24 protein-coding genes are annotated in these 23,181 nt (G+C 69.5%); 13 read left to right on the top strand and 11 right to left on the bottom strand.

The window, feature by feature from the left end; genetic code table 11:
• Positions 1-35: 35 nt before the first annotated feature.
• The 3 genes from AC2EWF_RS01695 (at position 36) to AC2EWF_RS01685 (ending at position 2,073) form a co-directional block, all read left to right on the top strand.
• Complete coding sequence (locus tag AC2EWF_RS01695; RefSeq protein ID WP_483637626.1) at positions 36-902, top strand: acyl-CoA thioesterase; 867 nt, start codon at positions 36-38, stop codon at positions 900-902.
• Between the two features lie 9 nt (positions 903-911).
• On the top strand, positions 912-1,304 hold the full coding sequence (locus tag AC2EWF_RS01690; protein ID WP_483637625.1) for a hypothetical protein: 393 nt from the start codon (positions 912-914) through the stop codon (positions 1,302-1,304).
• 64 nt (positions 1,305-1,368) lie between these two features.
• On the top strand, positions 1,369-2,073 hold the full coding sequence (locus AC2EWF_RS01685) for an arginyltransferase (RefSeq protein ID WP_483637624.1): 705 nt from the start codon (positions 1,369-1,371) through the stop codon (positions 2,071-2,073).
• Between the two features lie 82 nt (positions 2,074-2,155).
• Here AC2EWF_RS01685 and AC2EWF_RS01680 read toward each other — a convergent pair whose 3' ends face one another.
• Complete coding sequence (locus tag AC2EWF_RS01680) at positions 2,156-3,664, bottom strand: FMN-binding glutamate synthase family protein (protein ID WP_483637623.1); 1,509 nt, start codon at positions 3,662-3,664, stop codon at positions 2,156-2,158.
• 56 nt (positions 3,665-3,720) lie between these two features.
• Positions 3,721-4,902, bottom strand: coding sequence for a formate-dependent phosphoribosylglycinamide formyltransferase (gene purT, locus AC2EWF_RS01675; RefSeq protein ID WP_483637622.1), 1,182 nt, complete (start codon positions 4,900-4,902; stop codon positions 3,721-3,723).
• Positions 4,903-5,046: 144 nt separating this feature from the next.
• On the opposite strand from purT, the gene AC2EWF_RS01670 reads away from it, so the two are divergent.
• Positions 5,047-6,600 (top strand): transglutaminase domain-containing protein, encoded by a 1,554-nt coding sequence (locus tag AC2EWF_RS01670; protein WP_483637621.1) that lies wholly within the window; start codon positions 5,047-5,049, stop codon positions 6,598-6,600.
• 17 nt (positions 6,601-6,617) lie between these two features.
• Here the strand turns inward: AC2EWF_RS01670 and AC2EWF_RS01665 are convergent, their stop codons facing one another.
• On the bottom strand, positions 6,618-6,980 hold the full coding sequence (locus AC2EWF_RS01665; protein WP_483637620.1) for a YncE family protein: 363 nt from the start codon (positions 6,978-6,980) through the stop codon (positions 6,618-6,620).
• 51 nt (positions 6,981-7,031) lie between these two features.
• Entirely contained in the window at positions 7,032-7,427 is a 396-nt protein-coding gene (locus AC2EWF_RS01660) for a DUF423 domain-containing protein (RefSeq protein WP_483637619.1), read from the bottom strand.
• 79 nt (positions 7,428-7,506) lie between these two features.
• Here AC2EWF_RS01660 and AC2EWF_RS01655 point away from each other — a divergent pair, with 79 nt between their 5' ends.
• Both AC2EWF_RS01655 and AC2EWF_RS01650 read left to right on the top strand, forming a co-directional pair.
• Positions 7,507-8,121 (top strand): SCO family protein, encoded by a 615-nt coding sequence (locus AC2EWF_RS01655; protein WP_483637618.1) that lies wholly within the window; start codon positions 7,507-7,509, stop codon positions 8,119-8,121.
• The gene (locus AC2EWF_RS01650) at positions 8,118-8,567 is read left to right on the top strand and encodes a copper chaperone PCu(A)C (RefSeq protein ID WP_483637617.1); all 450 of its coding nucleotides are present in this window, start codon (positions 8,118-8,120) and stop codon (positions 8,565-8,567) included. The genes AC2EWF_RS01655 and AC2EWF_RS01650 overlap by 4 nt, the downstream gene beginning before the upstream one ends.
• Here the strand turns inward: AC2EWF_RS01650 and AC2EWF_RS01645 are convergent.
• The 7 genes from AC2EWF_RS01645 to AC2EWF_RS01615 all read right to left on the bottom strand — a co-directional run bounded on the left by AC2EWF_RS01645 (position 8,558) and on the right by AC2EWF_RS01615 (position 16,816).
• A complete protein-coding gene (locus tag AC2EWF_RS01645; RefSeq protein ID WP_483638239.1) occupies positions 8,558-9,412 on the bottom strand; it encodes a cytochrome c oxidase assembly protein in 855 nt (284 codons plus the stop codon). The genes AC2EWF_RS01650 and AC2EWF_RS01645 overlap by 10 nt on opposite strands.
• Positions 9,413-9,476: 64 nt before the next feature.
• On the bottom strand, positions 9,477-11,390 hold the full coding sequence (locus tag AC2EWF_RS01640; RefSeq protein ID WP_483637616.1) for a Gldg family protein: 1,914 nt from the start codon (positions 11,388-11,390) through the stop codon (positions 9,477-9,479).
• A gap of 2 nt (positions 11,391-11,392) precedes the next feature.
• Positions 11,393-12,127: an ABC transporter permease subunit gene (locus AC2EWF_RS01635; protein ID WP_483637615.1), complete on the bottom strand. Its 735-nt coding sequence runs from the start codon at positions 12,125-12,127 to the stop codon at positions 11,393-11,395.
• The gene (locus AC2EWF_RS01630) at positions 12,124-13,065 is read right to left on the bottom strand and encodes an ABC transporter ATP-binding protein (RefSeq protein ID WP_483637614.1); all 942 of its coding nucleotides are present in this window, start codon (positions 13,063-13,065) and stop codon (positions 12,124-12,126) included. The genes AC2EWF_RS01635 and AC2EWF_RS01630 overlap by 4 nt, the downstream gene beginning before the upstream one ends.
• Positions 13,066-13,197: 132 nt before the next feature.
• Positions 13,198-14,532 carry an SRPBCC family protein gene (locus AC2EWF_RS01625; RefSeq protein ID WP_483637613.1) on the bottom strand — a complete coding sequence of 445 codons (1,335 nt, stop codon included), beginning with the start codon at positions 14,530-14,532 and terminating at the stop codon, positions 13,198-13,200.
• Between the two features lie 297 nt (positions 14,533-14,829).
• Positions 14,830-15,471 carry a response regulator gene (locus AC2EWF_RS01620; protein WP_483637612.1) on the bottom strand — a complete coding sequence of 214 codons (642 nt, stop codon included), beginning with the start codon at positions 15,469-15,471 and terminating at the stop codon, positions 14,830-14,832.
• 121 nt (positions 15,472-15,592) lie between these two features.
• Positions 15,593-16,816 carry a sensor histidine kinase gene (locus tag AC2EWF_RS01615; protein WP_483637611.1) on the bottom strand — a complete coding sequence of 408 codons (1,224 nt, stop codon included), beginning with the start codon at positions 16,814-16,816 and terminating at the stop codon, positions 15,593-15,595.
• A 193-nt stretch (positions 16,817-17,009) separates the two neighbouring features.
• Between AC2EWF_RS01615 and AC2EWF_RS01610 the strand changes: the two genes are divergently transcribed.
• From AC2EWF_RS01610 to AC2EWF_RS01580, 7 genes are all read left to right on the top strand, one after another.
• Positions 17,010-17,627 (top strand): GNAT family N-acetyltransferase, encoded by a 618-nt coding sequence (locus tag AC2EWF_RS01610; protein WP_483637610.1) that lies wholly within the window; start codon positions 17,010-17,012, stop codon positions 17,625-17,627.
• Complete coding sequence (minC, locus tag AC2EWF_RS01605) at positions 17,624-18,382, top strand: septum site-determining protein MinC (protein ID WP_483637609.1); 759 nt, start codon at positions 17,624-17,626, stop codon at positions 18,380-18,382. Before AC2EWF_RS01610 ends, minC begins: the two co-directional genes overlap by 4 nt.
• Positions 18,383-18,430: 48 nt before the next feature.
• Positions 18,431-19,246 (top strand): septum site-determining protein MinD, encoded by an 816-nt coding sequence (minD, locus tag AC2EWF_RS01600; protein ID WP_483637608.1) that lies wholly within the window; start codon positions 18,431-18,433, stop codon positions 19,244-19,246.
• A 2-nt stretch (positions 19,247-19,248) separates the two neighbouring features.
• The gene (minE, locus tag AC2EWF_RS01595) at positions 19,249-19,527 is read left to right on the top strand and encodes a cell division topological specificity factor MinE (protein WP_483637607.1); all 279 of its coding nucleotides are present in this window, start codon (positions 19,249-19,251) and stop codon (positions 19,525-19,527) included.
• A 38-nt stretch (positions 19,528-19,565) separates the two neighbouring features.
• Positions 19,566-20,081, top strand: coding sequence for a hypothetical protein (locus tag AC2EWF_RS01590; protein ID WP_483637606.1), 516 nt, complete (start codon positions 19,566-19,568; stop codon positions 20,079-20,081).
• A gap of 28 nt (positions 20,082-20,109) precedes the next feature.
• Positions 20,110-21,189, top strand: coding sequence for a glycosyltransferase family 9 protein (locus tag AC2EWF_RS01585; protein ID WP_483637605.1), 1,080 nt, complete (start codon positions 20,110-20,112; stop codon positions 21,187-21,189).
• A 114-nt stretch (positions 21,190-21,303) separates the two neighbouring features.
• A complete protein-coding gene (locus tag AC2EWF_RS01580) occupies positions 21,304-23,094 on the top strand; it encodes a DUF885 domain-containing protein (protein ID WP_483637604.1) in 1,791 nt (596 codons plus the stop codon).
• Positions 23,095-23,181: the final 87 nt, after the last annotated feature.

Raw genomic sequence — 23,181 nt, 5'->3', positions numbered from 1 at the left:
CCGGTATACTGGCGAATCCCCTTCAAGGACCCGCCATGCGCGAAGCCCACGTCAACGAACTGGTCGAGCTGCTGCAGCTCGAACGGCTGGAGGACAACCTGTTCCGCGGCCAGAGCCGCGACATCGGCACGCGCTTCGTGTTTGGCGGCCAGGTGCTGGGGCAGGCACTGTCGGCGGCGCAGCAGACGGTCGACCCCTCGCGCGAGGCGCATTCGCTGCACGCGTATTTCCTCCGCGCGGGCGACATCGACGCACCCATCGTCTACAGCGTGGAGCGCGCCCGCGACGGCGGCTCGTTCTCCTCGCGGCGGGTGCTGGCGATCCAGCACGGCCAGCCCATCCTGAACGGCTCGGTCTCGTTCCAGGTGCCGGAAAAGGGCTTCGAGCACCAGACCGCGATGCCGGAAGTGCCCGCGCCGGAAGACGTGGAACCGATGCGCCCGCTGCCGCCGGACGAGCTGGCCAGGCTGCCGGTGAAGCTGCAACGCTGGCTGGGCATCGACGGCCCGTTCGAATTCCGCCTGGTGTGGCCGCGCGACGAGCTGCACCCGGTGAAGCGGCCGCCGATCCAGCACATCTGGTTCCGGCTCACCGCGCCGGTCGCGGACCCGGCGATCCTGCATCGCGCCCTGCTTGCCTATGCCTCGGACTTCCACCTGATCGGCACAGCCACGCTGCCGCACGGCATCTCCTACATGACCCGCAACGTGCAGATGGCCAGCCTCGACCACGCGCTGTGGTTCCACCGTCCGTTCCGGGTGGACGAATGGCTGCTGTACTCCTTCGACAGCCCCACCGCCCAGGGCGGCCGCGGCCTGGCGCGCGGCCAGATCTTCAGCCGCGACGGCCGGCTGGTCGCATCCACCGCGCAGGAAGGCCTGATCCGCCTGCGCGAAGGCTAAAATCACGACATGCGCCAGATCTACACGTCACCCCGCCCCGAGAACATCGACCGCGTAGTCGCCCTGATGGCCGAGCACGGCATCGAGGCCACGGTGGAGAACCGCTCCAACTGGCGGAAACAAGGCCACCGCCGCTTCAGCTACCGCGAGCCGGACACCGACCGCAGCAGCTGGGAGCAGGTGTGGATCGCCCGCGCCGACGACTACACCCGCGCCCGCGCCCTGCTGCGCGAACTGGGCATCGAGCCGGTGATCCGCCACGGCCAGGACCTGGCCGAGGCGCGCAACCCCACGCCGCAGGCCCGGCGCCGGTACACGGTGGCACGGGTGCGCCGCATCGTGCTGCTGGCCATCCTGGGCATCGTCGCGATGATGACGCTGCGCTATCTGCACGTGATCTGAGCCCCGGGGCGGCCTGCCGCACCGCCCCATGCGCGGAGCGCATCTTCCGGCCTAGAATCGGCCCATGCGCTCCGAACACGTCCGCCTGTTCCAGACCCTGCCGCACGCCTGCGGCTACTACGCCGAGCGTACGGCGCAGAACCTGGTGATCGATCCGGCCGCGCCGCAGCTGGACCGGCTGTACGGTCCGGCGCTGGAACGCGGCTTTCGCCGCGCCGGTGGGCACCTGTATTTTCCGCACTGCCCGGAGTGCCATGCCTGCACGCCCTGCCGCATCGACGCGCTGCACTTCGCGCCGGACCGCTCGCAGCGGCGCTGCCTGAAGCGGAATGCCGACCTCGCCGTCACCGAATGCCAGGCCGGCTACAACGCCGAGCGCCATGCGCTGTACGAGAGCTACCTGCGTCGGCGCCATCCCGGCGGCGGCATGGACGAGGCCGACGCCAGCGACTTCCGCCGCTTCCTCACCGCGCCGTGGAGCCCCACCGCGTTCCTGGAGTTCCGCCTGCACGGGCGGCTGCTGGGCGTGGCGGTCACCGACGTCTGCCGCAGCGGCCTGTCGGCGGTCTACACCTTCTACGATCCCGACGAAGACGCCCGCGGCCTCGGCACCTTCGCCATCCTCAAGCAGGTGGAACTGGCCCAGCGGCGCAACCTGCCCTGGGTGTACCTCGGCTTCTGGATCGAAGGCCACCCCAAGATGGACTACAAACGGCGCTTCCGGCCACTGCAACTGCGCACGGCCGAAGGCTGGCAGGTGATGCCCTGACGCGGGAGCGCACCCTGTGCGCGAAGGCTCTGATGCTTGATCGAAGCCAAAGCCTTCGCTCACAGGGTGCACCCCTGCGGATTCAGGCCTCGTGCACTTCCGGATACGGAAACAGCTTCACCAGCGGCACCGAGATGCCGTCGTCGCCCACCACGCGGCAGTGCGTGCGGTCGAGCTGGCGCGGGTCGTCCACGCCGCAGCTGTGGGCGATGATGCCCACCTCGTGCATCACGTTCTTCGCGTAGTTCGCCACCTTCTCGCTCTTGTCCGTGACCACCAGGCCGCGCTGCAGCTTCGGGTCCTGGGTGGTGATGCCGGTGGGGCAGGTGTTGCGGTTGCATTGCAGCGACTGGATGCAGCCCAGCGCCAGCATGAAGCCGCGCGCGGAGTTGACGAAGTCCGCACCCATCGACAGCGCCCAGGCCACGTCGTAGGCGGTGATGCGCTTGCCCGAGCAGATCACCTTGACGCGCTCGCGCAGGCCCTTGACGACCAGCGTGTCGACCAGCGCGGGCAGCGCCTCGTGCAAGGGCAGGCCCACACCTTCCATCAGGGTCTGCGGCGCGGCGCCGGTGCCGCCCTCGGAGCCGTCCACGACGATGAAATCGGGCGCACTCTCGATGCCGCGCTTGCGCACCTCGTCGCACAGCTCCTCGATCATCGCCATGTCGCCGAACACCGCCTTGAAACCGGTGGGCTTGCCGGTGAGCTCGCGGATGTGGCGGATCGCATCCAGCAGCTCGGTCACGTTGCCGATGTCCAGGTGCCGGTTCGGGCTCTGCGAATCCTGCGCCACCGGAATGCCGCGGATCTCGGCGATCTCCGGCGTCACCTTGGCCGCCGGCAGCAGGCCGCCCATGCCGGGCTTGGCGCCCTGGCCGAGCTTGATGCTGACCATTTTCACCTGCTTGTGCGCACAGATCGCCAGCAATTTCTGGTCGTCGAGCTTGCCGTCCGACGTGCGCACGCCGTACTTGGCGGTGCCGATCTCGAACACGATGTCGCAGCCGCCTTCGAGGTGGTAGGGCGCCAGCCCGCCCTCGCCGGTGTCCACCCAGATGCCGGCCTTGGCTGCGCCGTGCGACAGCGCGCGCACCGCGGGCGCACCGAGCGCGCCGAAGCTCATCGCGGAGATGTTGAAGAACGCGGCATGGTCGTAGGGCTCGCGCGCATAGGGGCCGATGCGCACCGGCTTCGACTCCACGTGGTGGTCGCCCAGCGCCGGGAACGCCGCATTGACGAAGAACGGCACGCCTTCGCCACGCAGGTCGCGGGTGGAGCCGAACGCGTTGGTGTTCTCCGCGTTCTTCGCCGCGCGGTACACCCACACGCGCTGGGCGCGGTTGAACGGCAGTTCCTCGCGGTCGCTGGAGAACAGGTACTGGCGGAAGAACTCGCCCAGCCGCAGGAAGCCGTAGCGGAAGTGTCCGATCACCGGGAAGTTGCGTAGTACCGCGTTGGAGGTCTGGTTGCGGTCCACCACCCACACCGCCGCGACCACCACCAACGCCACCACCAGCAGCACGACGAACAGCGCCGCGAACGTCTCCACCAGCACCACCAGCCAGTGTGCGAAACCCGTCGATTGCATGAGCGACTCCCGTGCGCGATGAACCGCCCAAGCCTAGCCGATGCCGGCGAGGCGTATCACAATTCCACGTGAAGACATCCCGCCGCGCGCACGGCCTTGGCACGCGCCGCCTCGATATCGGCGTCGCGCGCCAGCGTCACCGCCATGCGCCGGCGGCCCTTCACCTCGGGCTTGCCGAACAGGCGCAACTGGGTGTCCGGCTCGGCCAGTGCGGCCGCCACGCCGTGGTAGCGCGGCGCGCGCCCCTCGCCTTCCACCAGCACCGCGCACGAGGCCGAAGGGCCGAGCTGGCGGATCGCCGGGATCGGCAACCCCAGGATCGCGCGCGCATGCAGCGCGAATTCCGACAGGTCCTGCGAGATCAAGGTGACCAGGCCGGTGTCGTGCGGGCGCGGGCTGACCTCGGAGAAGATCACGCGGTCGCCCTTGACGAAGAACTCCATGCCGAACACGCCCCAGCCGCCCAGCGCGTTCGACACCGCCGCCGCCTGGCGCTGCGCCTCGGCCAGCGCTTTGTCGCTCATGGGTTGCGGCTGCCATGACTCGCGGTAATCGCCGTCCTCCTGGCGATGGCCGATCGGGGCGCAGAAGCTGGTGCCGGCCTGGTGGCGCACGGTGAGCAGGGTGATCTCGTAGTCGAAGTCGACGAAGCCTTCCACGATCACCCGGCCCTGCCCGGCACGGCCGCCGGACTGCGCATAGTCCCAGGCGTGCTGCAGTTCGGCCTCGCCGCGCACGATGCTCTGGCCCTTGCCCGAGGAACTCATCACCGGCTTGATCACGAACGGATAGCCGATGTCGGCGACCGCGCGGCGGTAGTCGGCCTCGTTGTCGCAGAAACGGTACGGCGAGGTGGGCAGTTCCAGCTCCTGCGCGGCCAGCCGGCGGATGCCCTCGCGGTCCATCGTCAGCCACGCGGCGCGCGCCGTGGGGATCACGTGCAAGCCCTCGCGCTCCATCTCGACCAGGGTGGGTGTGTGGATCGCCTCGATCTCCGGCACCACCAGGTCGGGGTGCTCGGCCTCGATCACGCGGCGCAAGGCGGCGCCGTCCAGCATGTCGACCACGTGGCTGCGATGCGCCACCTGCATCGCCGGCGCGGCGGCGTAGCGGTCCACCGCGATCACTTCCACCGCGTAGCGCTGCAGCTCGATCGCCAGCTCCTTGCCCAGCTCGCCGGACCCCAGCAGCAGCACGCGCACGGCATGGTCGGAATGGGGCGTGCCGAAGGGTTTCATGGAGGTGATCCGTCGTTGGGCGGGAGCGCATTGTAGGCGGAGCACGGTGGCCGCCGCGTCGACGCAAGATTTTGCTGCGCCGCGCATTGACCGCGCCCGCGCCGCGGCTTCCACTGGCCGCACCCGTCCCCGCGGAGCCGTCCCATGGATCGCCCGAACGCCCTGTTCTGGCTGGCGTTGTGCCTGGCCTGCGCGTTCGTCGCGCCGACCCGCGCGCAGGCTCCCGCCACCGCCCCTGCAAGCAGCACGACGACCAGCGAGGAAACCTGGATGAGCGTGCTGCTCGGCGGCCGCAAGATCGGCAGCCTGCACGTCGAGCGCCAGCGCGACGGGGAGACGGTGACCACCATCCAGACGCTGTCCATCCTGCTGACCCGCAACGGCAAGAGCATCCCGCTGGGCAACACCATCCGCAGCGTGGAAACGGCGGCAGGCCAGCCGCTGGGCTTCGGCGCGCGCACCACGATGTCGGCGATGGACAGCGTGGTCGAGGGCGCGCGCCTGCCCGACGGCCGCTTCCGCGTCGGCATCACCGTGGGCGGCGCCACGCGGCAGGAAACCATGGACTGGCCCGCCGGCGCCCTGCTCGCCGAAGGCCAGCGCCTGGCCATGCGGGCCGCCGGCCGGCAGCCCGGCGGCCACTACCGGCTGTCGATGTTCGACCCGGCCAGCCGGCAGGTGATGGACGTCGACACCGAGGTACTCGGTGTCGAGACGGTGCAGCTGCCCGGCGGCGCGGAGCGCCTGGACCACCAGCGCCAGGTGCTGCACCAGGCACGCGGCGACCAGGTGCTGGACCTGTGGCTGGATGCGCGTGGCCAGGTGCGCAAGGGGTTGCTCGGCATGCTGGGCAGCCGCATGGAAATGCTGGCTTGCGATCGCGCCTGCGCGCAGGCGCCGGCACAGAGCATCGACATGTTCCACGCGGCGATGGCGGATTCGCCGCGCGCGCTGACGCCCAACCTGCGCAGCAGCTCGCTGCGCTACCGCGTGCACGTCGACGGCAACGCATCGCAGCCGTTCATCGACACCGACGAACAGCGCGTCACCGCACTGGGCCACGGCGACTGGCAGATCGACACCGGCGGCCCGCACGAGCATGGGCAACCGCCGCCACAGCCGGACGACCTCGCGGCCAATGCCTGGTTGCAATCCGGTGCGCCGCTGATCCGCGAACTAACCGCGGTGGCGATCGGCAACGCCGGCACGCCGGTGCTGAAGATGCGCCGGCTGCGCGACTTCGTCAGCGGCTACATCACCCAGCACGGGCTGGACGTGGGTTACGCCTCGGCGCTGGAAGTGGCGACCAACCGCGAGGGCGATTGCACCGAGTTCGCCGTGCTGCTGGCGGCGATGGCGCGCGCCGCGGGCGTGCCCGCGCGCGTGGTCACCGGCATGGTCTACGCCGACCGCTACGGCAGCGCCGCGCGCGTGTTCGTGCCGCATGCCTGGGTGCAGGCGTGGACGGGCAAGCGCTGGCAGAGCTACGACGCCGCGCTGCGGCGCTTCGACAGCACCCATGTCGCGCTGGACAGCGGCGACGGCGACCCGTGGCACTTCTACGGCGTCACCGACCTGTTCGGCCACCTGCGCATCGACAGCATCAAGTCGGTCACCGAACTCTTCGACGCACCGATCGACAGCGCTCCCGCCTCGCCTGCCGGCGCATCCGGCAACGGCATCGGTTCCGGCGGCTGAGGCGACGGCATGCCCGCTCAGTGGCTGCCGGACATCGCCACCGTCAGCTGCGGCAAGCCGAGCTCGCTGCGCCTGCCGTCGTCGTCCACCACGTACAGGCGCCCGTCGCGCCGGGCCAGTGCGGCGATGTCGCCCACCGTGCGGGCGTCCAGCCGGTGCAGCAGGCGGCCGTCGGCCGCGTCGTACACATTGAGCTGGTCAGCCTCGTCGTCGGCAGCCAGCAGCCAGTCGTGGCCGGCATCGTGCCAGCGCATCAGCTGCCCCGAGCCCGGCGGGGGGTGCGCCAGGCCGAAGCCACCCAGCACGATCGCCAGCAGGCCCGCCCACAGGGCGAGGGCAGGCCACCAGCAACGCAGGGACGAAGGCACGACGGCAGGCATGCCGGTCATGCTCGCGCCGCCGCATGACACGCGCATGACGTCGTGCCGGTGTCAGGCCTTTTGCGGGCGCAGCGCCAGGCCCAGCGCGAGCCAGCCGACCACGAAAGCAACGCCGCCGAACGGCGTGACGATGCCCGTCCAGCGCGGCGCCCCCAGCGCCAGCGCGTACAGGCTGCCGCTGAACAGCACGATGCCGAGCGCGAACGCGCTCACCGCGCAGCGACCGGCGCGCCCCGTGCCGAGCCCCGCCGCGAGGACCAGTGCCAGCGCATGCCATGCATGGTATTCCACCGCGGTGTGCCACAACTCGCGGTGGGCGGGGTCCAGCAGGTTGCGCAGCGCGTGCGCGCCGAACGCGCCCAGCAGCACCGCACTGGCGCCCGCGAAGCCGGCCGCGAGGCCGGCGCGGGAACGATCGGCAGGGGGTCGGACAGTTTGTCGCAGCATGGCCGGACTCCGGGGACAGGCGGTCGCACGGCAGACGCGCTGGCGTATGCTTGGGCGCTTGCAGTCCACGGATTCTCGCATGAAGTTCCCGCGCCTCCTGCGTCTCGCCCTGCTCTGGCTGCCGCTGGCCGGCGCCCTGCTGCTGGGCGGCTGCCACCGCGACGCTCTGCCGTTCAAGCTCACCAACATCAGCGGGCACATGCCGGACCTCGCGTTCCGGCTCACCGACGACAACGGCAAGGCAGTGAGCGCCGCGGACTACCGCGGCAAGGTGCTCCTGCTGTACTTCGGCTACACGCACTGCCCCGACGTCTGCCCGCTGACCCTGGCCCACCTGCACGTGGTGATGCAGAAGCTGGGCAAACAGGCCGACGACGTGCGCATCCTGTTCGTCAGCGTCGATCCCGCGCGCGACACGCCGGCCGTGCTGCACGCCTACGTCAACGCCTTCGACAAGCACACAGTGGGCCTTACCGGCAGCCCCGGTGCGATCGAGGGCCTGGTCAAGCGCTACCGCGCCTCGTTCACCCGCGAACCGGGCGGCAAGGACGGCAACTACGAGGTCAGCCACAGCTCGGCGATCTACGTGTTCGACCGCAACGGCCGCGCCCGCGTGCTGTCCACGCCCATCACGCCGCAGGACGACCTGGTGCACGACGTGCAGCTGCTGCTGGACGCGGGGACTTCCGCATGAAGCGTATCGCCCTGCCGCTTCTGCTGGTCGGCCTGCTGGTCGCGGGCTTCGCGCATGCCGAGACGGGACACGTGAGCGCGAGCCACGCCTGGATCCGCGTGCTGCCTGGCGCACTGCCAGCCGGCGCCTATGTGGTACTGCGCAACGACGGCGACCGGCCCGTCTCGCTGACCGGCGCCAGCAGCCCTGCCTACGGCGGGGCAATGCTGCACGAGAGTTCGCGCGTGGGCGGCATGAGCCGCATGACGATGGTCGATGCATTGGCCATTCCCGCCCACGGCACGCAGGCGCTCGCGCCGGGCAGCTACCACCTGATGCTGATGGACGCGAAGCAGCCGGTGCGGCCGGGCGACATCGTGCGCGTCACGCTGAAGTTCGGCGACGGCTCCACGCTGCCGGTGGATTTCCTTGCGCGGCCTGCGGGCGCCCTGAGCGATCAGGACTGAGTAAGGCGCGTCGCCTGCCATGTCTTGCGCGGCAGGCGTCCGTTGCGCGACAGCCGCAGCCACTGGCGCAGCGCCAGCAGGCCGCCGACGGACTCCAGCAGCGCCGCCGGTACCCAGGTGATCACGCCGCCGATCATCTGGCCGGTGAGCACGTTGAAGCTGAAGGCGCGCCCGCAGATCTCGAAGATCGGGTAGAGGTCGGCTCGCGAGAACGTGACGATCGCGCCAGCCAGGATCTGCGGCGCCATCGTGATGCCCGGCGACAGCACGCGCATGCCGGCGCCCATGCGTCCCGGCGGGTGCGGCCGGTGGTCGAGAATCAGCGACCAGTAGGCGAAGCCGGAGAGCAGCATCGTCCAGTTCATGAAGCGGTAGACGCGCCAGTCCAGCATGGCCAGCGTCTGCGCCCACGGCACCAGCCAGATCAGCACGAAGAACACGAACAGCGTCGACGCCAACAGCGGCTGGAACAGCACGCCGCTGGTGGCGCGCCATGGCCACGAGCGGCGCAGCGGTTTCAGCCAGCGCACGCGCCAGCGCCGCGGCAGGCCCGCGCGCAGCACGCTGGCGGGGAACGAGGCGCAGATCAGCAGCGGCGCGAAGTGATGCAGCAGCAATTGCTGCAGGCGATGGACGAAGAACTCGTGCTCGGCGTAGAAATCCAGGTAGGTCTGCAGCGTGAGCCAGATGATCGCCATGCCGGCCCAGAACGCCGCGCGTCGGCAGCGACCCACGCGCAGGCGCCGGCTGCCGCGCCAGTACAGCACGCCGGCCATGAGGAAGCTCGCGAGGAATACCCACGAGAACTCCCACGGCACGAACCATTTCAGCAACGTCGCCATCAGCCCAGCATAGCGCGGGCGATGGCGCGCCCATTGCGGCGGATTGCCGCCCGCGGCACCGGCGTGCTCACGGCCGCCGCCGGTTGCGGCGGGTGCGGCGCCAGCCGTACAGCAGGCCGAGCAACGCCACCAGCGCCGGCACCACGACGATGTTGATCACCTTCAGGCGCAGGCCCAGCGCGTCGATCTCGGCGTTGAGCTGGTGCTGCACGTCGCGCAGCTCCTTGTTGATCGCCAGCTGGCGCTGGCGGAACTGCTCGATCTCGCGCCGCTGTTCGGAGCTGACGTTGCCGCCGTGGGCGCCCTTGCCGGGCTGCAGTTCCTCCAGCCGCTGCCGCGTCTCGGCCAGCTCGCGTTCCAGCTCCTGCTCCTTCTGCAGGAATTTCTGGTCGGCCACGTTGCGCAGCGCCTCCACGCGGGTGAACGGCCGCTGCGAGGCGGAACGGCCACGGACCGACAGCAGCGCCGAGGACCCGCTGAGGTTGTCCACCAGGTTGCTGACGAACTCGCCGTTGTTGGCGAACGGCCGCATCATGGTCTGGCCCAGGATGGTCTGCGGCTCCACCCACAGGCGGTCGCTGAGCAGGTCGGTGTCGGCGACCAGGATCACCTCGTCGTCGGCCGCGGAGCGCGCCAGGTGGCCGGGTTGTTTCGCGCGTTCGGGAAACGCGCTGGTGAAACTGCCGCGCAGGCGCGCGGCGAACACGTAGTTGGTGTTGTCCGGCTTGTAGTCCTGCAGCAACAGCGCCGGGTTGTCGCTGGCCTGCAGTACCCGCACCGCCGGCACCGCCTCGGCGTCGGCGCTGCTCTGCAGCAAGGGGATCAGCCGCGCGCTCGCGTTGGGGGCAAGGTCGAAGTGGCCGGCGGTCGACAAGTCGATGCGCTGCAGGCTCGCGGTGACCACGTCGCCGTGGTTGAGCTGCTGCGCGTCCAGCCCCAGCATCGCCGGATGGCTGATGTTGTTGCCGTTGAGCTCGATGGTCAGTGCGTGCGCGCGATCCAGCACCACTTCGTGCGGGTCGTAGCGCACGCCCCAGGCCGCGAACAGCCGCGGTAGGTCCGAGCTGTGGTCGGGCAAGGTGCCGCTGGCGGGATCGCCCGGCGTGTCGTCCAGCTCCGCATCCGGGTCGACGAACACCACGAGGTGGCCGCCGCGCAGCACGTACTGGTCGATCGCGTACACCGCGTCCGCCGGCAACTGCTTGGGATGGATCAGCAGCAGCACGCGGATGTCCGCGCCGACCTGCTTGAGCTGGTCCGGGTTGATCGTCTTCACCTCGAACAGCTGGGACAGCTGCTGCATCGCCACCCAGGGCTGCTGGCCCAGCACCGGGTTGCCCTCCACCGGCAGGGAGCTGATCACGCCGATGTGCGGCTTGCTGGCCTGGCTCAGCTCGTACAGCAGCTTGGCGATGTCGTATTCGAGGAAGGATTCGCGCGACAGGTCGAAGAACGGGATCGCCAGCGTGCGCTCCGGCGCCGCCTCGGCCGTCTCGCCGTCGGCGCCGCCGGCGAGCACGCTGCCGGCGAGGCCGAAGAACACCCGTTCGCCGTTGCTGCCGCCGCTGGCCGGGGTCAGCCCGGCGCCCTCGGCGCTGGCCTCGTCGTCGGAGTACGGCACTGGGTCGACCACCGCGAGCTGCACGCGCCCGTGCGAGCGGGCCGCGATCTCCTGCAGCATGTCGCGCACGCGCTGCTCGTAGCTGCGCAGCTTGGGCAGGTCGCGGGTGGCGTGCTCGGAGAAGTACAGCGTGAGGCGCAGCGGCCGCTGCAGGTGGTCGACGATCTGCACCGTGCCGGACGAGAGCGTGTACAGCCGGTCGGTGGTGAGGTCGATGCGTCGCGCGCGCAGCCAGTGTCCGCTCGACACGATCAGCGAGACGAAGACCAGGGTCAGCAATATCAGCGCCGTGTACAGCGTGGCGCGCCGGTTCCAGCGCAGCGGCGTGGTGAATGCGGCGGGAAGGCGCAGGCGGCCCATCGTCAGCGCACCCGCTTCAGTTCGAGCAGCAGCACGCCGGCGACCAGCCAGCCGATGATGCTGAGCACGAAGTAGGCCAGGTCGCGCAGGTCGAGCACGCCGCGCGCGATCGCCTCGAAGTGCCGCAACATGCTGAGGTAGGCCAGTGCGTTGATCAGCCGGCGCGGCAGCGCGCCGGAGAAAAAGTCCAGCACCTGCGGCTGGCCGGCCAGGATCAGCAGCACGCACACCGTGGCCGTGAGCACGAACGCCACCACCTGGCTGCGGGTGAGCGCGGACAGGCAGGCGCCGATCGCCACGAAGCTGCCGGCCATCAGCCAGCTGCCGAGGTAGCCCGCGAAGATCACGCCGTTGTCGGGCGAACCGAGGTAGTTCACGGTGAGCCAGATCGGAAAGGTCAGCGCCAGCGCCAGCCCGATGAACAGCCACGCGGCAAGGAACTTGCCCAGCATCGCCTGCCACAGCGTCAGCGGCAGGCTCAGCAGCAGTTCCAGCGTGCCGCCCTTGGCCTCCTCCGCCCACATGCGCATGGTCACCGCCGGCACCAGGATCAGGTACAGCCAGGGATGCACCACGAAGAACGGCTGCAGGTCGGCCTGGCCGCGCTCGTAGAAATCGCCCGTGTAGAACGTGAGGATGCCCGCGAGCACCAGGAAGATGACCAGGAACACATAGGCCATCGGCGTCACGAAGAAACTGCGCAGCTCGCGCCGCATTACCGCGTTGACCGGGCTCATGCGCTCGCCCTCGCCCCGTCCTGCGCGGTGGTGATCTGGCGGAACACTTCGTCCAGCCGCCCGCGCTCGAGCTGGATCTCGGAAACTTCCAGTCCCTGCTCGCGCAGCAACTGCTCCACCGGCTCCAGGATGCGGGCGCCAGGTTTCGGGAACACGGTGATGCGTCCGTCCAGCGGATCCACCTCGATCGCCGCCACCTGCGGCAGCCGGCCCAGCATCTCCTGCGAGACCCCGCTGCCCGGCGCGCTGAACGACACCGCGCCGTGGTAGCGCGAGCGCGCCTCCAGTTCGGCCGGCGTGGCATCGGCCAGCAGCCGGCCACGCGCGACGATCACCACGCGATTGCACAGCGCGTGGACCTCTTCCAGCAGGTGCGTGGAGATCAGGATGGTGCGCTCGCGCGCCATCGCGTCGATCAGCTGGCGCACGGTGTGCTTCTGGTTGGGATCGAGGCCGTCGGTGGGTTCGTCCAGCATCAGCACCGGCGGATCGTGCAGGATCGCCTGGGCCAGCCCAACGCGCCTACGCAGGCCCTTGGACAGTGTGTCGATGCCGGCCTCCAGCACGTCTTCCAGCTGCAGCCAGCCCACCACCTCGTCGAACCGGCGGCGCCCCATCTCGGCGGTGAGCTTGCGCATGCGCGCGATGAACACGAGGAACTCGCGCACCGTCATCTCGCCGTAGCTGGGTGCCCCCTCGGGCAGGTAGCCCAGCGCGCGGCGAGCGGCCAGCGGCTCGCGCTGCACGTCGTGGCCGCAGACCCGCGCGGTACCGCTGGTGGGCGCGAGGAAACCGGCGATCATGCGCATCGCCGTGGACTTGCCGGCGCCGTTCGGGCCGAGCAGGCCCAGCACCTGGCCGGGTTCGGCGCGGATGCTCAGCGCGTCCACCGCGGTGAGCTGGCCGTAGCGGCGGGTGAGTCGTTCGGTCTCGATCATGGATGGGCGGGCGGCGGGATCACCTGCAATGTACCGCAAGGCAGCGGGAAGGTTCAGTCGCGCCGGCACATCGCGGCACAAAACAAAAGGCCCTTCCGGGGAAGGGCCTTTCGATGGAACGCCAGACGCGACTCAGTGGCTGCTGGCGGCAGGCGCCGGGGCCGTGCCGGCCGGGGCCGGTGCACTGCCGGCGGCGGCCGGGCCTTCCACTTCCAGCGTCGGCTGCTTGATGCCGGCGGCCTGCTCCGGGGTCTGGTCGGGCGCGTTGGTGACCGGCAGGTACACGTCGTACTCGGCGTAGCTGGTGATGTTGCCCTGCGCGTCCTTCAGTTCGGGCTTGGCGAGGATGTCGTACATGCGGTTCACCACGTCGTCGAACTTGTAACCGTGGGTCAGCGCATAGGCCTTCAGCATGTCGCGGGTCTGCGGCACGCCGGCGGCGGTGCCGTTCCACACGCCTTCCAGCGCGGGACCGCCGAACGCCAGGGTGGCGCGCACGTCACCGTCGACGACCAGGCGGCCGAACTTGTCGTGGTCGCCGGGGTTCAGCGTGGCCGGGGCGGCCGGGGTCGCAGCAGTGCCGGCATCGGCCGGGGCGCTGCTGTCCAGTGCGGGTGGCGTCGGCGCGGTGAGCTGCTGGGTCTGGCCGTTGACGTTGACGGTGCTCGAATCGATCGGCATCGCCACGTCGAAGGTGTAGGTGGTGTCGCCGTAGTTGGTGGTGAAGATGATGCGCGGACCGGTGATGTTCACGCCCAGCTTCTTCGCCGTGGCCTGGATCTGCGCCACCGCCTTGTTGACGGTGTCGGCCAGGCCCTCGATGCCGTCCTTGCGCTGGATCGAGGCCGGCACCAGCAGCACCGGGGTCTGCTGGGTCTGGCGGATGTACGGGATCAGGTCGCCATAGCTGACGTTCGGCACCGTGGCCAGCGTGTTCTGCAGGTTGTTCAGGCCGTACTCGATGAACGAGTCGGGATCGCCGTGGATGTACAGGTTGGCGAAGCGGTTCACCAAGTTCCAGCCGTACTTCACGTCGTACGACCAGGTGATGTTGGTGAGCTGGTTGCGGCTGCCCTGCCGCTCAAGGTCGAAGGTGAAGGTCTTGTCGTAGCCCTTCCAGCCGTTGTCCACGTCCCACACGATCTTCGCGCTCTTGGCAGTGCCGTCGACCTTGTTGAAATCCGGGGTGGCGCTGTCGATGGTCAGCGAGCCGCTGCCCACGCGGGGATCGCTGCTGGACCAGCTCATCGTGGCGCCGGGGCCGAAAGCCTTGTCGGACCAGCTGTACTTGACGTGCGGGTCGTACGAGTTCAGCACCGAGAACTCGGGCAGCCGATGGAAGTTGTCCAGCACGTCGTAGACCTGGCGCATGTCCTTGCCGACCACCAGCGAACGCTCGATGTGGCCGCTGCCGGGCATGATCACCGCGGCCAGCACGCCGACGCCGATGACGATGGCGCACGCCATCAGAAATTCAAGAACACGAACACGCATCATTCCAGGGTCTCCGAGCGTCTGTACGCGGTACTCAGGTGTTGCCCCAGCCGTCGCGCGGGCCTTGGCTACGGCTCGATCGCGGGGAGATGACCGGGGGTCGGCAAACGCCGAAGGACTGGATGTTACTTGCTCATGCGCCGGAACGCCATCGGGTTCCGGCATGCCGTATGGACGGCCGCAAGGCCTTGTTGCAGCAGGCTTGCAGCCCCGCGCCGGACGCTGCGCCGCAGCATCCGCAGGCGCATGGAAACAGCGGCACGCCGTGACTCAGACGATGCCCAGCTCCAGCGCCTTCAGCACGGCGCGGGTGCGGTCGCGCACGCCCAGCTTGGAGAGGATGTTGGAGACGTGGTTCTTCACCGTGCCCTCCGCCACCTTCAGCGAATTGGCGATCTCCTTGTTGGAGTAGCCGCCGGAGAGCAGGCGCAGTATCTCGGTCTCGCGCTCGGTCAGCGGGTCGGGCTGCTCCAGGCTGGTGAACTGGTTCTGCATGCGCCCCACCCCGGCCAGCAGGCGCTGGGTGACCATGGGCGCCACCAGCGAGCCGCCTACGGCGACCGTGCGCACCGCCTCCACCAGTTGCTCCAGCGAGACGTCCTTCAGGAGATAGCCGCGCGCGCCGGCCTTGAGACCCTGCAGCACCAGCTGGTCGTCGTCGAAGGTGGTGAGGATGATGGTCGGCGGCAGCTCGCTGCGCGCGGCGAGCGACTGCAGCACCTCCAGGCCGCTCATGTTCGGCATGCGCAGGTCGAGCAGCACCACGTCGGGCTTGACGCGGGGAATCTCCTGCAACGCCTGCGCGCCGTCGGCGCATTCGGCCACCACGCGGATGTCCTGGGCCAGATCGAGCAGCGAGCGCACGCCCTGGCGCACCAGGTTCTGGTCGTCGACGAGACAGACGGAAATCATCGCGGATCCTCGAAGCGGTCGTCGTTCCGGCGCAGCGGCGAACGACTGGGGGAGTAATGCGGCGTCCGAACCGGCGCATTCTGGCATGCGAAAAGCGCGCGGCGCGAACTCATTGTGAGCATCAGGGCACACTCAGCGCCGGCGGCTCGGTCCGCGACGGCGCGTGCGCCAGTTCCGGCTGCTCGCCCAGCGGCAGGCGCACGGTGAGCGCAAAACCCTCGCCCGGCGCGGTTTCCAGCACCAGGCTGCCACCGAACTCGGCCAGCCGCTCGCGCATGCCCGACAGGCCGTTGCCCGCCTCCGGCTGCGTGGCGCCGCGGCCGTCATCGCGCGCATGCAGCCCCAGCAGGCTCGGCCCGGCATAGGCGAAGGTGAGCCACAGGTTGCGCGCGCCGGCGTGCCGCGCGGTATTGGTGATGATCTCCTGCGCGCACCGCAGCAGGACCTGGGCGCGGCGCGGATCCTCCACGCTGAAGCGCGGCGGCATGCTCACGTGCACCTGGAGCCCCGGCACGCCTTCGGTGAGGCTGCGCAGCGCCTGGGTGAGGTCGATCGCGTCGTCCTGGCGCAACTCGCTCACCGCCTCGCGCACGTCGGTCAGCAGGTGCTTGGCCGTGGCCTGTGCCTTGCGCACGTGCGCGCCGGCGTCCTCGTTGCAGACGTGGCTGGCCACTTCCAGGTTCAGGCTCAACGCAGTCAGGTGGTGGCCGATCAGGTCGTGCAGCTCGCGTGCAATGCGCATGCGCTCCGCCAGCCGGCTGGACTCGGCCAGCAGTGCGCGGGTGGCGCGCAGCTCGGAGTTGAGCCGACGCAGCGCCTCGCGCTCCTCGGTCTGCTGGCTGGCCACCACCGAGGCGATGAACGCCAGCGCGCAGATGCCCAGGTAGATGATGGTCTGCAGGATCACCTTGATGAAGCTGTGGCCGAACTCGGGGAAGTGCACGAACACCGCGATCAGGCTGAGGTACTGCAACACGATGCAGAACACGCCGAGCCAGAGCGGCAGCAGCCAGGGCAGCACCAGCGACGTCACCGCGAACAGCATCGCGACCAGGCCGCTGTGGCTGTACCAGCCGACGGCGACCGCCGCGGCGCTCATCACCAGGACGCCGACCAGCCTCAGCCCCACGTGGCGGCGCGAACCCAGGTCGTAGGTCACCGCCCAGTACAACACCCCGAACGACAGGTAGCACAGCGTCCAGATCAGCAGCGAGAACCCGGGGCGATTCAATTGGCTCAGGCGGTCGGGCGCCCACTCCGTGAGCAACGGCGTGCCCACGCACAGATAGGTGAACAATCCGGCGAAGCGCAGCAGCCGGATATGGCTGAAATTGACCTGGGACATACCCTCCATCATTGGACACGCGCCCGGCCCGCGCAATGCGCGGGAAGTCATCCCTGCCGAAAGGCACGCACTGGCTTTACGCGCGCTTTACATGTGGCGGCGCGAGGTGTGCCGGTGGCGGGTGCATGCCATAATGCGCCCTTGCCGCGAGGCCACGCCGGCCTCGGCCCACCTCATCCCTGCGGAGCAACGAATGGCCCTCGCCATCCGCGACGTCAGCGAGCACGACCTGGACGCCGTGCTGGCCCTCAACAACGCTGCCGGTCAATCCATCATCGCCCTCGACGCCGCGCAGCTGCGCTACTTCTTCGAGCGTGCGGACTACTTTCGCGTCGCCGAGATCGACGGCCATATCGCCGGCTTCCTGATCGCGCTGCGCGAAGGCAGCGACTACCGCAGTCCAAACTACGTCTGGTTCAGCGAGCACTACCCCGCGTTCGTGTACATCGACCGGATCGTGATCGCCAATGCCTACCGCCGCCACGGCCTCGGCCGCATCTTCTACTGCGACGTCACCAGCTACGCGGAGGTACGCGTGCCGCTGCTCGCCTGCGAGGTGTTCCTGGAGCCTCGCGACGACGTCATCGTGCTGTTCCACGGCACCTATGGCTTCCAGGAAGTGGGCCAGCAGCGCATGGCACGGCAGGAGCGCCAGGTCAGCCTGCTCGCCAAGGAGCTGCCCAGCTACGCCTACGTGCGCGAGACCTGGCTCGAACACGGCGGCCTGCCTGACCTCCCCTGGCTCGCCGAACGCCGGCGGCCGGCACCGACCACCCAACCGCGCAGGCAAGCCGGGGAGCGCCACGCATGACCGCCGCCGTGGAGTCTGCCGACGCTTGCGACCTGCGCTTCGGCCAGGTGGGCATCGCCAACGTGCGCATCAAGCGCGTCGACGCCGCCGCGCTGTGCGAGGAACTGGAGCGCCGGGTGCGTTCCGCGCCGCAGCTGTTCGCCCGTGCCGCCGTGGTGCTGGACCTCAGCCACCTGCTGAAGCTGCCCGACGACGGCGCCGTCGACGCCCTGCTGGAGGCCGTGCGCAGCGCCGGCATGCTGCCGGTGGGCCTGGCCTACGGCACCAGCGAGACCGAGGCGCTGGCCCGGCGCATGGGCCTGCCGCTGATCGCCAAGTTCCGCGCCGCCTACGAGCCGTCGGGCGGCGGCGCCCCCACGACCGACCCCGAGCCGGCCGCCACGCCGGTGCGCGAGGCGCCCGCGGCCGAACCCGCGCAGGAGCGCTCGCAGGGCACGCTGCACCACGACAGCGCCGTGCGCTCGGGCCAGCAGGTCTATGCGCGCGACCGCGACCTCGTAGTCACCGGCACCGTCGCCAACGGCGCCGAGGCGATCGCCGACGGCGACATCCACATCTACGGCGGCCTGCGCGGCCGCGCCATGGCCGGCGCTCAGGGCGACACCGATGCGCGCATCTTCGTGCACGACTTCCGCGCCGAGCTGGTGGCCATCGCCGGCCATTACCGCGTGTTCGAGCAGATACCGAAAGACCTCGAAGGCCAATCCGTGCGATGCTGGCTGGAAGGCGAAAAACTGCTGCTTGCCCGCCTGTGAGCGGGCGCTTCAACCACAACGACAAGAACGTTCCCGGGAGATGGTTCCTTGAGTGCTGAAATCATTGTTGTCACCTCGGGCAAGGGCGGCGTAGGCAAGACCACGACCAGCGCCTCGCTCGCCACCGGCCTCGCGATAGCCGGCAAGAAGGTCGCGGTGATCGACTTCGACGTCGGCCTGCGCAACCTCGACCTGATCATGGGCTGCGAACGCCGCGTGGTGTACGACTTCGTCAACGTCGTGCACGGCGAGGCCACGCTGAAGCAGGCGCTGATCAAGGACAAGCGCCACGACAACCTGTATGTGCTGGCCGCCAGCCAGACCCGCGACAAGGACGCGCTGACCCAGGAAGGCGTGGAAAAGGTGCTCGACGGCCTGTCCCAGGACGGCTTCGACTACATCGTGTGCGATTCGCCCGCCGGCATCGAGAAAGGCGCACACCTGGCGATGTACTTCGCCGACCACGCGGTGGTGGTGGTGAACCCGGAAGTCTCCTCGGTGCGCGACTCCGACCGCATCCTCGGCCTGCTCGCCAGCAAGACCCGCCGCGCCGAACGCGGCGGCGACGCGGTCAAGCAGCACCTGCTGCTGACCCGCTACAGCCCGGCGCGCGTGGCCAACGGCGACATGCTCAGCGTGAAGGACGTCGAGGATATCCTCGGCATCAGCGTGGTCGGCGTGATCCCGGAGTCGGAACAGGTGCTGGCCGCCTCCAACTCCGGCGTGCCGGTGATCCTCGACGAGGCCTCCAACGCCGGCCAGGCCTACGGCGACACCGTGGCCCGCATCCTCGGCGAGGAACGCGCCCTGCGCTTCCTCGACGTGCCGAAGAAAGGTTTCCTGCAACGCGTATTCGGAGGCTGACGATGGGCATACTCGACTTCCTGAAGCGCAAGCCCGAGCCCACCGCCGGCCTCGCCAAGGAACGCCTGCGCATCATCGTGGCGCAGGAGCGCTCCACCCGCGGCGCGCCGGACTACCTGCCGCTGCTGCGCAACGAGCTGCTCGAGGTCATCAAGAAATACGTCCACGTCGACCTCGACGCGATCAACATCAACGTCGAGCGCGACAGCGGGCACGAGGTGCTGGAGCTGTCGGTGGCGCTGCCGGAAGGCAAGCAGGCCGCCGCCACGCCGGCCACCTGAGCGCCGCGCCGCCCCGGGCCACTGGGGCGGCTTCATCCATGTCCCCCATCGCTACCGCCACCGGCGTGCTGCGCCTCGCCGATCTCTGCGGGGCCGCGCCGGCTGCCCTGCTCGCCCGCCATGGCGTCGCGCTCGAGCGCGTGCCCGACGGCGCGCCCATCCCGGGCAGCTACTGGGGCGACGAGGAGGCCGGCATCATCGGCCACACGGTGTACGCCCGCGGCGACACGCCGGTGCACTCGCTGCTGCACGAGGCCTGCCACCTGCTCGTGCTGCCGCCGGAGCGGCGCGCCGCCGTGCACACCGACGCCACCGACTCGGTCGCGGAGGAGGACGCCGCCTGCTACCTGCAGATCGTGCTGGCCGACGAGCTGCCCGGCGTGGGCCGCGCACGCCTGATGGCGGACATGGACGCCTGGGGCTACAGCTTCCGGCTCGGCTCCGCCCGCGCCTGGTTCGAGCAGGACGCCGAGAACGCGCGGCGCTGGCTGGCCGAGCGCGGCCTGCTCGAAATCGACGGCAGACTTCCCGCGGCGGCCGACGCGGCCGCCTGATCCAATCCCCATGTTACGCAGGCCCGCCGTGGCGAGATCCCCGCACGATTCCTTCGACCTCGACCACCTGCGGCGCCGCGCGGCGCGGGCCTTGATGCGCCTGCTGTTCGGCAAGCCGGCCGAGCCCAGCGGCGCGCCGCTGCCGCGGCAGGGGATCTACCGCATCCTGGTCTGCCACGTCAGCCACACCCTGGGCAACGCGCTGCTGCTGACGCCGCTGCTGCGGGAACTGGAAGCCACCTACCCCGGCGCGCAGGTCGACATCGTCACGCGCAGCCAGGTCGGCCGGGAGCTCTACGGCCACTACGATCGGGTCAGCCAGGTGTTCCAGCTGCCTGCGCATGGTTTCGGCCATCCGCGCCAGTGGTTGCGCGGGCTGCGCGGCATGCGCAAGGCGCACTACGACCTCGCGATCGACGTCGATCCACAGTCGCAGACCGGCCGCCTGCTGCTGCTGAAGGCACGGGCCACCTGGACGCTGGGCTTCAGCGGCCCGAAGAAGAGCGGCAGCGTGACCCATGCGGTCGAGGTGCCCGAGCACGTGCAGAGCAAGGGCCAGCGCCCGGTCTACCTGCTGCGCCAGGCGCTGGGCGCCGGCGCCGCGACCGACTATCCCGCGCCGGACATCCGCCTCGACGAGGCCGAGCTTGCCCGTGGCCGCCGCGTGCTGGAGCGCGTGCTGGCCACGGCGCCGGTCGACGCGCGGCACCGCAAGACCGTCGGCGTGTTCGCCAACGCCACCGGCCCCAAGCTGCTGGGCGCCGACTGGTGGAACCCGCTGCTGGCGACGCTGGAGCAGCTGCGCCCGGATTGCCGGCTGGTGGAAATCGTGCCGATGTCCGGGCGCTCCATGCTGGACTCGCGCTATCCGGGCTACTTCTCCACCGACCTGCGGCAACTCGGCGGCGTGCTCGCCAACCTCGACGGCTACCTCAGCCTCGACTGCGGCATCATGCACCTGGCCTGCGCCTCGCGCGTGCCCACGCTGGGCATCTTCACCACCACCCGCGCCGACGAATGGGGCCCCTACGGCCCCGGCAACCACGTGATCCACGCCTACGGACTCGCCCCCGAGGCGGTGGCGCGCGAGCTCGCCGCCCACCTCTGATTCGCACGACGACGATGTGCCCGGTGGCACTGCGCGTGCGTGCCGCGCTGCGTTAGGCTGCGTGCATTGCCGTGCCGCCACGCGCGGGTGCGGTCCACCACGGGGAACCCCACCATGATGCAGTCGCTGTCCCGGATCGCCCTTGCCTGCGCCCTCGCCCTGTCGCTGGGCAGCGCCGCCCTCGCCGCAGAACCCGAACAAGCCGCGTCCGCCACCACCACGACCACGCGCGCCGACCAGGCCTTCACGCAGCTGGCCGACCACTACTTCGACGACTACTACTTCCCCGCCAACCCCAGCGTGGCCACCGCCGACGGCCTGCACGCATGGGACGGCAAGCTTGAGGACTACTCGCGCGCCGGCGTGGACGCCAACATCAAGGCGCTCAAGCAGTGGGAGGCGCGCATCGCCGCGACCGACCCGAGGGCGCTCGGCGAGTTCGTGCAGGGCGACCGCGAACTGGTACTCAACAACATCCGCAGCACCCTGCTCACGCTGCAGATCATCCGGCCCTGGCAGAAGAACCCCGACAGCTACTCCAGCGGCATCACCAGCAGCGCATTCACCCTGATGGAACGCAAGTTCGCGCCGCCGGCGACGCGACTGCGCGCGTTGATCGCCCGCGAGCAGCAGATGCCGGGCGTGCTGGCCGACGCCCGCAGGAACCTCGACAACCCGCCGGAGATATTCACCCGGATCGCGCTGGAGCAACTGCCTGGCCTGGTGAGCTTCTTCCAGCACGACGTGCCGTCCGCGTTCGCTGATGTCACCGACGCAGGCCTGAAGAAGCAGTTTGCCGCCAGCAACGGCGCGGTGGTCAAGGCGCTGCAGGACTACCAGGCCTGGCTGAAGACCGACCTGCTGCCGCGCTCACATGGCGACTTCCGCATCGGCGCGCAGGCCTTCCGCGACAAGCTGAAGTACGACGAGATGGTCACCCTGCCGCTGGACCGGCTGGTCGCGATCGACACCGCGAACATGCGTGCGAACCAGCAGCAGTTCGCCAAGGTGGCGCACGAGCTCGCCCCCTCCAAGACGCCGCGGCAGGTGCTGGCCGAACTGGCCGCCGACCATCCGTCGCGCGACCAGTTGCTCGACACCTTCCGCGGCAGCTTTGGCCGGCTGATCGCCTTCATCAGGCAGAAGCACATCATCACCATCCCGTCCGACATGCAGCCGATCGTGGAGGAAACACCGCCGTTCATGCGCGCCACCACGTTCGCCTCAATGGACACGCCCGGGCCCTACGAGACGGTGGCGAAGGAGGCCTACTTCAACGTCACCCTGCCCGACCCGTCGTGGAGCAAGCAGCGCACGCAGGAGTTCATGGCGCAATTCAGCTACCCGGTGATCAACAGCGTGGCAACGCACGAGGCCTATCCCGGTCACTACATCCAGTTCCTGTGGATGCACCACCTCGACGACCGCGTGCGCAAGCTGCTGGGCGCCAATACCAACGTGGAGGGTTGGGCGCACTACAGCGAGCAGATGATGCTGGACGAGGGCCTGGCGCAGTTCCTCTATCCGCACGACCGCCGCCAGCAACTGCTGCTGCGGCTGGGCCAATTGCAGGACGCGCTGTTGCGCAACGCGCGCTTCATCGTCGGCATCAAGCTGCACACCGGCCAGATGACAATGGACCAGGCGGTGGACTTTTTCGTCAAGGAAGGCTACCAGTCGCGCGCCGTGGGCGAGGTGGAGACCAAACGCGGCACCGGCGACCCCACCTACCTCTACTACACGCTGGGCAAGCTGGAGATCCAGAAGCTGCGCGCCGACCTGGAGAAGAAGCAGGGCAAGGACTTCAACCTCGAACGCTTCCACGACGCCTTCATGCAGCAGGGCTTCGCACCCATCGCGATCGTGCGCAAGGCGATGCTTGGCGACGACTCGCCGGTGCTGTGACGCTGCGCAAGGCACGGGCCCGCGGGCGGCTGACCGGATGAATCGACGTTTCGACGGACGCGGCAGCGTGCCGCCACGGAGGACGAC

The organism is Rhodanobacter sp. sgz306013 (genome assembly GCF_057031145.1).
Note: the sequence above shows the minus strand (reverse complement) of the source record. Positions and strands in the feature narration are given on the sequence as shown.

Bases quoted from the DNA above. Each gene is read 5' to 3' on its own strand.
- AC2EWF_RS01695 (WP_483637626.1), top strand. From the start codon at position 36: ATGCGCGAAGCCCACGTCAACGAACTGGTCGAGCTGCTGCAGCTCGAA.
- AC2EWF_RS01690 (WP_483637625.1), top strand. From the start codon at position 912: ATGCGCCAGATCTACACGTCACCCCGCCCCGAGAACATCGACCGCGTA.
- AC2EWF_RS01685 (WP_483637624.1), top strand. From the start codon at position 1,369: ATGCGCTCCGAACACGTCCGCCTGTTCCAGACCCTGCCGCACGCCTGC.
- AC2EWF_RS01680 (WP_483637623.1), bottom strand. From the start codon at position 3,664: ATGCAATCGACGGGTTTCGCACACTGGCTGGTGGTGCTGGTGGAGACG.
- purT (WP_483637622.1), bottom strand. From the start codon at position 4,902: ATGAAACCCTTCGGCACGCCCCATTCCGACCATGCCGTGCGCGTGCTG.
- AC2EWF_RS01670 (WP_483637621.1), top strand. From the start codon at position 5,047: ATGGATCGCCCGAACGCCCTGTTCTGGCTGGCGTTGTGCCTGGCCTGC.
- AC2EWF_RS01665 (WP_483637620.1), bottom strand. From the start codon at position 6,980: ATGCCTGCCGTCGTGCCTTCGTCCCTGCGTTGCTGGTGGCCTGCCCTC.
- AC2EWF_RS01660 (WP_483637619.1), bottom strand. From the start codon at position 7,427: ATGCTGCGACAAACTGTCCGACCCCCTGCCGATCGTTCCCGCGCCGGC.
- AC2EWF_RS01655 (WP_483637618.1), top strand. From the start codon at position 7,507: ATGAAGTTCCCGCGCCTCCTGCGTCTCGCCCTGCTCTGGCTGCCGCTG.
- AC2EWF_RS01650 (WP_483637617.1), top strand. From the start codon at position 8,118: ATGAAGCGTATCGCCCTGCCGCTTCTGCTGGTCGGCCTGCTGGTCGCG.
- AC2EWF_RS01640 (WP_483637616.1), bottom strand. From the start codon at position 11,390: ATGGGCCGCCTGCGCCTTCCCGCCGCATTCACCACGCCGCTGCGCTGG.
- AC2EWF_RS01635 (WP_483637615.1), bottom strand. From the start codon at position 12,127: ATGAGCCCGGTCAACGCGGTAATGCGGCGCGAGCTGCGCAGTTTCTTC.
- AC2EWF_RS01630 (WP_483637614.1), bottom strand. From the start codon at position 13,065: ATGATCGAGACCGAACGACTCACCCGCCGCTACGGCCAGCTCACCGCG.
- AC2EWF_RS01625 (WP_483637613.1), bottom strand. From the start codon at position 14,532: ATGGCGTGCGCCATCGTCATCGGCGTCGGCGTGCTGGCCGCGGTGATC.
- AC2EWF_RS01620 (WP_483637612.1), bottom strand. From the start codon at position 15,471: ATGATTTCCGTCTGTCTCGTCGACGACCAGAACCTGGTGCGCCAGGGC.
- AC2EWF_RS01615 (WP_483637611.1), bottom strand. From the start codon at position 16,816: ATGTCCCAGGTCAATTTCAGCCATATCCGGCTGCTGCGCTTCGCCGGA.
- AC2EWF_RS01610 (WP_483637610.1), top strand. From the start codon at position 17,010: ATGGCCCTCGCCATCCGCGACGTCAGCGAGCACGACCTGGACGCCGTG.
- minC (WP_483637609.1), top strand. From the start codon at position 17,624: ATGACCGCCGCCGTGGAGTCTGCCGACGCTTGCGACCTGCGCTTCGGC.
- minE (WP_483637607.1), top strand. From the start codon at position 19,249: ATGGGCATACTCGACTTCCTGAAGCGCAAGCCCGAGCCCACCGCCGGC.
- AC2EWF_RS01590 (WP_483637606.1), top strand. From the start codon at position 19,566: ATGTCCCCCATCGCTACCGCCACCGGCGTGCTGCGCCTCGCCGATCTC.
- AC2EWF_RS01580 (WP_483637604.1), top strand. From the start codon at position 21,304: ATGATGCAGTCGCTGTCCCGGATCGCCCTTGCCTGCGCCCTCGCCCTG.